The organism is Nitrococcus sp. (assembly GCF_059432795.1).
This window is the reverse complement of record NZ_JBXWZQ010000238.1, coordinates 1-2,625: the sequence shown is the minus strand read 5'-3', so window position 1 is coordinate 2,625 and position 2,625 is coordinate 1. Positions and strand designations below refer to the sequence as shown.

Here is a 2,625-nt window from a genome sequence, read left to right as displayed (position 1 = left end):
GAACTGGCTGACCGCCAGCTTGATCAGCAGTCGTGCCGGCGTAGGGAAGCGCACCCCGGCGGCGTCCTCTAGCTCGTTAAAGTTCAGGTTGCTCATGAGGCTTTCTCCTGGGAGGGCTGAGGTGCGGCCAGCTCTTCCAGGTAGTTGCCCCAGAGATCGAGCGCGGCGCGCTTTTCGTCAGCCCAGGCGTATCGCTGGTAGATGCCGACGATGCCTGCGCGGCTGCCGGAGACGTGCCCCAGGACGGCCTCCGTGACCTCCAGCTGAACGCCCAGGCGCTGCAGGTTGGTGGCGACGGTGCGGCGCAGGTCGTGCAGACGCCACGGTGGAAACGACGCGGGCTCGGCGAGCTTCTCGCCAGCGGTGTCGAGCTTGCTCACCAGGGTGTCCAGCCGGCGCTTGGCCTTTGACCAGCCAGATGCCGGCGTGTCGCCGTTCGTTGTGAACACCCAGCCCGGTTTGCCCTTGACGCGCGGAAGGCTTCCCAGCTCGCTGACCACCTGCGGCGACAGAGGAATGAGACGCGGCTCGTCGGTCTTGGTACGAGCACCGGCGAGTTCGATCTGGTTGTCGGCAACCTCGCTCCACCGAAGTTCTCCAACCTCGCTCTTGCGGGCACCCGTGAGCAGCAGCAGGCGGTAGGCAGGACCGAACGGGTAGCCTAGTTGGAGGGTGGCCTGCCACAGACGCTGTAGCTCCTCGCTGGTGAGCACGCGGTCGCGGCTGCGCTCGCTGCCCGGCTTTGGAAGGTCGGCAAGCGGGTTCGCGGTAACGTAGCGGCGGCCGGCTGACCATCGGAACAGGCGGTGCAGGTGGGCGTGCAGGCGCCTGGCCATCGTGGTGGCGCCACGATCAGCGACCGCGTCCAGCAGCTCGTGCACGTCCTCCACGGTGACGCTGGCGATGGGTCGCTTGCCCCATCTGGGTATGACCTCACGCTCCATGAGGCGCTTTACCTCGTCGTGGGAGCGATTGCCGGCTTGGTCTCGCTTGAGCCACAGCGACACGACGGAGGCGACCGTGGTGGCGGCCGCGCGCTCAGCCTGCCGCTTCCGCTCCGCGCGCTCGAGCCGCGGGTCCTCGTCGCGCTCCAGCGACCGCAGCAGCGCCCCTGCTTCTTCGCGTGCCAGCTTGAGGTCGAAGGCGGGGTAGCGGCCGATGGTGAGCTTCACCGGCTTACCGTGCAGCCGTCCGCGCACCGCCCACGACTTCTTGCCAGATGGTTGGATGAGCAGGTAGAGCCCCGGGCAACCGTCGTCTGGAACCTCGCGCCGGGTGGTGTCTGGCTTGAGCTTCTCGACGGCCGCGGCGGTGAATCTCATGGGCTGCTTCTCAGGTGCCAAGGGGTCCGAGGGTAACGGCAGGGTAACGCGCGAGGACCGTTATGCGCCGTTACCCTGTGATAGTAACGAGGGATAACGATGGTGTACACAGGCTCGATTTAGCAGTGCTTGCGGCGGGTGAGAACTACTGATTTGTGAGGTGGCGTAAAGCTCAGGGAGAGAAGTAGCGCTATTTCGTAATCAGTAGGTCCGCGGTTCGATTCCGCGTTCCGGCACCAGCTAACCTGTTGATCCCGCAAACTTTTTGGCTCTACCCCATTAATGCTGAAGAGCCCTTCTTGTACGCGTCCTTGCGCTCCGGGTGGCTTTGCGTGTGTTGTTCATGTTCGTTTCTCCGCGCGGGTGCGTGACCCGGCCCAGGGTTGAACGTGATTGGGACGGTCGAGGCTGATCCGGCATCATCGTGCTGGGCTGGCGGGCGCAGCGAGGCAGGCCAGGCACTCTCATCCACCGGGTTCAGCGATTGGCGCAGCGAAGTGTAGCGGTGGTGACGGGCCCACTCGGTCTCGTCGTCGGGGCGGCAAAGCGGAACTGAAACTCCCCGGTTGCGGCTCGATACGATTTGCGTCTAAATGAGACCCTTCGCCGGCATGTGCCGCCAAAGGCAGTTCGGCCGCCGGTCCAACCTGGGAGGAGGACATGGCGATTTCCGATCACGTGAATCTTGAGCAGTTCATGGATGGTCTCAGGCGGCGCAACCCCCATGAGACCGAATTTCATCAGGCCGTTTACGAGGTAGCGTCGAACGTATTCGACTACATCGCTGACAAAGAAATCTACCACGAGAAGCAGATTCTACGGCGCATCGCCGAGCCAGACCGTGTGCTGAGTTTCCGCGTCTGCTGGGAAGACGACAACGGCAACGTCCGCGTGAATCGCGGCTATCGGGTGCAGAACAGCAATGCCATCGGCCCATACAAGGGCGGGCTGCGCTTCCATCCCAGCGTAAACCAGAGCATTCTCAAGTTTCTGGCCTTCGAGCAGACCTTCAAAAACAGCCTCACCGGACTGCCGATGGGCGGCGCCAAGGGCGGCGCCGACTTTAGTCCCAAGGGCAAGTCCGACAACGAGGTGATGCGCTTCTGTCAGTCTTTCATGACCGAACTGCATCGACACGTCGGCGACGACATCGACGTGCCGGCCGGGGATATCGGCGTCGGCGCGCGGGAGATCGGCTTCATGTTTGGTCAGTACAAGCGGCTGACCAATCGCTACACCGGCGTCCTCACGGGCAAGGGCATGGAGTATGGCGGTAGCCCGATCCGCACGGAGGCGACAGGAT

General features: G+C 63.6%; 2 protein-coding genes. One reads left to right on the top strand and one right to left on the bottom strand.

What is annotated here, in order from left to right; all coding sequences use genetic code 11:
• Positions 1-92: 92 nt before the first annotated feature.
• Entirely contained in the window at positions 93-1,322 is a 1,230-nt protein-coding gene (locus tag AC52Q4_RS16535) for a tyrosine-type recombinase/integrase (RefSeq protein WP_495537234.1), read from the bottom strand.
• A gap of 660 nt (positions 1,323-1,982) precedes the next feature.
• Here AC52Q4_RS16535 and AC52Q4_RS16530 point away from each other — a divergent pair.
• On the top strand, positions 1,983-2,625 hold a 643-nt coding region (locus tag AC52Q4_RS16530; protein WP_495537896.1), incomplete at its 3' end, for a Glu/Leu/Phe/Val dehydrogenase dimerization domain-containing protein.

What these genes read in the sequence shown, in the direction of transcription:
- AC52Q4_RS16535 (WP_495537234.1), bottom strand. Translation starts at nt 1,322, where the DNA reads ATGAGATTCACCGCCGCGGCCGTCGAGAAGCTCAAGCCAGACACCACC.